This is a genomic window from Mesorhizobium sp. (genome assembly GCF_024509055.1).
In the GTDB taxonomy this organism is placed as follows: domain Bacteria; phylum Pseudomonadota; class Alphaproteobacteria; order Rhizobiales; family Rhizobiaceae; genus Mesorhizobium.
Genome location: NZ_JANINM010000153.1, coordinates 1 through 3784, shown reverse-complemented (window position 1 = coordinate 3784; position 3784 = coordinate 1). Strand labels below are relative to the sequence as shown.

Here is a 3784-nt window from a genome sequence, read left to right as displayed (position 1 = left end):
GCGTGGATCGCGCGCCCCTGCGGATTGATGAATTTGTGGAAGGTGCGGCCGGTCGCAAAGCGGTTGACCAGCTCGACGCCGCCGAGCTCGATGACGCGGTCGTCGCGCAAATCGAGGCCGGTGGTTTCCGTATCGAAGATGATCTCGCGCATTCGAATCAGTTTGCCTTTGCCGGGAGCAGCATCGTTCCCCGGCGGAAAATGGCAATGGCTGCTGCTGACAGCAAGAGTCAAGAGCGCGGCTTGCCCGCCTTATCCCCCGCCAGTTCGGCAATGATGGTCTCGACCGCGCTTCGCGCGGCGTCGAAACCCTGCCCGGTGTCAACGACGAAATCGGCTTGCCGGCGTTTGTCCGCATCCGGTACCTGCTTGGCAAGGATCGCGGCAAACTTGGCCTCGCTCATGCCGGGCCGCGCCAGCACGCGGGCGCGCTGGATTTCGGGCGCGGCTGTGACGACCACGACCTTGTCGACACGATCGCGGCCGCCGGTTTCGAAAAGCAGCGGGATGTCGAGCACGGCCAGCGGCGCGCCGGCGGCGCGATGGCGGGCCAGAAATGCATCGGCGTCGGCGCGCACCAGCGGATGGACGATCGCTTCCAGTTTCTTCAAAGCGGCGGCATCGCCGAGAACCCGCTCCGCCAGTCCGGCGCGATCGACGACGCCGGCTTGCGTCGTACCGGGGAAGGCGGCTTCGACCAGAGGCGCAGCCTTGCCTGAATAGAGGCGATGCACGGTCTCGTCGGAATCGTGGACCGGCACGCCGGCCTCGGCAAACATCTTTGCCGTCGTCGACTTGCCCATGCCGATCGATCCGGTAAGGCCGACCACGATCATGCCGCCGACCACCATCAAAGGGCTTCGATATCGGCGACGATCATGCGCCGCAATTCGGGCGTGACCTCAGGCCGCCTGCCGAACCAGCGCTCGAAGCCGGGGACTGCCTGGTGCAACAGCATCCCCAACCCATCGACCGTCTTCAGGCCGCGCGCGCTGGCCGCGGCCAGAAGCGGGGTTTCCAGGGGCACATAGACAATGTCGGTGACGACGGCATGGTCGGCTAACCCCGCGGGATCGGCGGACAGGCCTTCATTGCCGTGCATGCCGAGCGCCGTGGTGTTGATGAGCAGACCTGCATCGGCAAGCAACTCGCCGGTCGCGTCCGCGCCATGCGCCGAGACCCCTGCCCCGAACCGGTCGCTAAGCTCCTGCGCCCTCGCCAGTGTGCGGTTGACGATGCGGATATCTCTCACGCCACGCTCTTTCAACGCATGGATGACCGCGCGGGAGGCCCCGCCAGCTCCCAGCACCACGGCCGGACCATTGGCCGCCCAACCCGGCGCGTAATCATCGAGATTGGCGGCGAAGCCGTGCCCGTCCGTGTTGCCGCCCCACAGCACGCCATCCTCCAGCCACAGCGTGTTGACCGCGCCGATCTCGTCGGCGGCGTGGTCGCGTCGCGCCACGCCGGCGAAAGCGGCCTCCTTGTGCGGGATGGTGACATTGCCGCCGCGAAAGCCGTTTTCGCCGAGCGATGCAAGGAACGCGATGAAATCCGCCGGCGCAACGTCGATCGCCTGGTAGCTGCCGTCGATGCCGTATTTCGCCAGCCAATGCCCATGAATCTTCGGCGAGCGCGAATGCGCGATCGGGTGACCGGTGACGAAGGCCTTCTTCTCAGCCATCGATGGCTCCCAGCGCGCGCAGTTCCTTCAACACAGGAAGAAGCGGCAGTCCAACGATGGTGAAATAGTCGCCTTCGATCTTCTCGAATAATTGTATCCCTTCGCCCTCGATCTGATAGGCACCAACGCTGGAAAGCGCCTTGGCGCCGACGCGCGCCAGGTGTCGGCCGATGAAGCCGGGGTCCAGCTTGCGCATGGTGAGGCTGGCAATGCCGACATGGCGCCAAAGCACCTCGCCGTCGCGGCAGAGCACGGCCGCGCTGTTGAGCTGATGGGTCTTGCCGGACAGCGCAAGCAGATGGCGACGCGCGCCTTCCATGTCGGCCGGCTTGTGGAAGACTTCGTCGCCGAGCGACAGCGTCTGGTCGCAGCCGAGCACCAGCGCGCCTGGCCTGCGCCCGCTGACCTCGGTGGCCTTGGCCTCGGCAAGGATCGAAGCGACATCTTCCGGCGAGGCGCCGCTGCCTTCCAGGGGCGCTTCCAGCGCGCGCTCGTCGACTTCAGCCGGGACGGCCTCGATGTCGAGGCCGGCATTGATGAGCATCGCCTTTCGGTAGGGGCTGCCCGAAGCAAGGATGATTTTCTCGGCCATGGTTTTCCGCGCCATCGCGTCCCGGTTCGTCGGGGCAATGGGTTATCTGTTCTTGCCACGCAGGGCAACGATCGCGGCCGCCGTTTCCTCGATCGAGCGCCGGCTGACGTCGATCATCGGCCAGCCGTGCCTCGTGCAGAGCTGGCGCGCATAGGCGAGTTCCTCGGTGATCGCGGCCCTGTCGACATAATCGGTCGGCACATAGGTCGCGGTGTTGCCGAGGATGCGGTTCTGGCGGACATGCGAGATGCGCTCGGCCGTGGCAATCAGGCCGACGATGAGCGGCTTCCTGGCGTTGATCAGGCTCTCCGGCAGCGGCACGCCGAGCACGATCGGGATGTTGGCCGTCTTGATGCCGCGGTTGGCGAGATAGATGCTGGTCGGCGTCTTCGAGGTGCGCGAGATGCCGATGAGCACGATATCGGCGTCATCCATGTTGGCGGGCAGCTGGCCGTCGTCATGCTCCATGGTGAAGTTGAGCGCATCGATGCGGCGGAAATATTCGGCGTCGAGTACATGCTGGGCGCCGACGCGCCGGCCGGCCGGCGTGCCGAGATAGGACTGGAAGACACTGAGCACAGGCTCGAGCACCGAAACGCAGGGCAGGCCCATGGCGGCGCAACGTTCGTCGATGCCGCGCGCCAGCTTCTGGTCGACAACCGTATAGAGGACAATGCCGGGCTCCTCGTCGATATCCTCGAACACCTTAGCCACCTGCTTCTCGGTGCGGATCAGCGGGTAGATGTGCTCGATGGCGCGCGCATCCTTGTATTGCGCGGAGGCGGCGCGGCCGGCGGCCAGCAGCGTCTCGCCGGTGGCGTCGGAAATCAGATGCAGATGGAAGAAGCTCTGGGGTTTGTTCACAGGCAGGGTTCCGGGCATGTGGGCAAGTGTGGACAAGGTTGGACAAAAACACCGGGTCGATGAGAGCGACTGTATCAGATGGCGGGTTGTCCACAATTCGCCCCGCTGTAGGCTTCATCGGGGCGCTGGGGACAAATCTGGGGACGGCGCATTTTGGCCTGACTTCATCCACAGACCGAAGTTACGGGACCGGCCTGCCAAGCTTTTGACTCCAAAGCCTGAATCCGGCTCTTCCCCAGATCCTTCCAAATTGCGAAACAGGCCGCGCGACAATATGCTGACTGGCCTTTTCAGGCCGCAGGCTGGACAGGTCACAACCACCACAACCAACAGACTCTTAGAATCAGAAGACTCTTTTAAAATAGATATTTGATTTGAAAGACTGGAGAGGGCGGACGCTGATGGCTGGGAAACGGATCATGCTCGACGTCCTCAAGGGCAGCACGGTGTCCCCGCCGCCGCTCTGGATGATGCGCCAGGCCGGACGCTATCTCCCGGAATACCGGGAGACGCGGAAGCGGGCCGGTTCCTTCCTCGATCTTTGCTACAATCCGGACCTTGCCGTGGAAGTGACGCTGCAGCCGATCGAGCGCTTCGGCTTCGATGCCTCGATCCTGTTCTCCGACATCCTCGTCGTGCCCAATG

6 protein-coding genes are annotated in these 3784 nt (G+C 64.1%); 1 reads left to right on the top strand and 5 read right to left on the bottom strand.

Going from position 1 to position 3784, the window contains the following annotated elements; translation table 11 throughout:
- From Q0L57_RS07855 to Q0L57_RS07835, 5 genes are all read right to left on the bottom strand, one after another.
- The coding region (locus tag Q0L57_RS07855; RefSeq protein WP_296740648.1) for an exonuclease domain-containing protein at positions 1-152 on the bottom strand (152 nt) is incomplete at its 3' end.
- A gap of 77 nt (positions 153-229) precedes the next feature.
- Positions 230-835: a dephospho-CoA kinase gene (gene coaE, locus Q0L57_RS07850; RefSeq protein ID WP_296740645.1), complete on the bottom strand. Its 606-nt coding sequence runs from the start codon at positions 833-835 to the stop codon at positions 230-232.
- A 14-nt stretch (positions 836-849) separates the two neighbouring features.
- Positions 850-1683 carry a shikimate dehydrogenase gene (locus Q0L57_RS07845; RefSeq protein ID WP_296740643.1) on the bottom strand — a complete coding sequence of 278 codons (834 nt, stop codon included), beginning with the start codon at positions 1681-1683 and terminating at the stop codon, positions 850-852.
- Positions 1676-2275, bottom strand: coding sequence for a Maf-like protein (locus Q0L57_RS07840; RefSeq protein WP_296740640.1), 600 nt, complete (start codon positions 2273-2275; stop codon positions 1676-1678). Before Q0L57_RS07840 ends, Q0L57_RS07845 begins: the two co-directional genes overlap by 8 nt.
- A gap of 42 nt (positions 2276-2317) precedes the next feature.
- Positions 2318-3139 carry a pyruvate, water dikinase regulatory protein gene (locus tag Q0L57_RS07835; protein WP_296740639.1) on the bottom strand — a complete coding sequence of 274 codons (822 nt, stop codon included), beginning with the start codon at positions 3137-3139 and terminating at the stop codon, positions 2318-2320.
- A 401-nt stretch (positions 3140-3540) separates the two neighbouring features.
- On the opposite strand from Q0L57_RS07835, the gene Q0L57_RS07830 reads away from it, so the two are divergent.
- Positions 3541-3784 (top strand): uroporphyrinogen decarboxylase family protein (locus Q0L57_RS07830; protein ID WP_296740637.1); only part of this gene is annotated, 244 nt, incomplete at its 3' end.

Excerpts from the sequence above, each read along its gene's own strand:
- coaE (WP_296740645.1), bottom strand. The coding sequence starts at position 835 with ATGATCGTGGTCGGCCTTACCGGATCGATCGGCATGGGCAAGTCGACG.
- Q0L57_RS07845 (WP_296740643.1), bottom strand. The coding sequence starts at position 1,683 with ATGGCTGAGAAGAAGGCCTTCGTCACCGGTCACCCGATCGCGCATTCG.
- Q0L57_RS07840 (WP_296740640.1), bottom strand. The coding sequence starts at position 2,275 with ATGGCCGAGAAAATCATCCTTGCTTCGGGCAGCCCCTACCGAAAGGCG.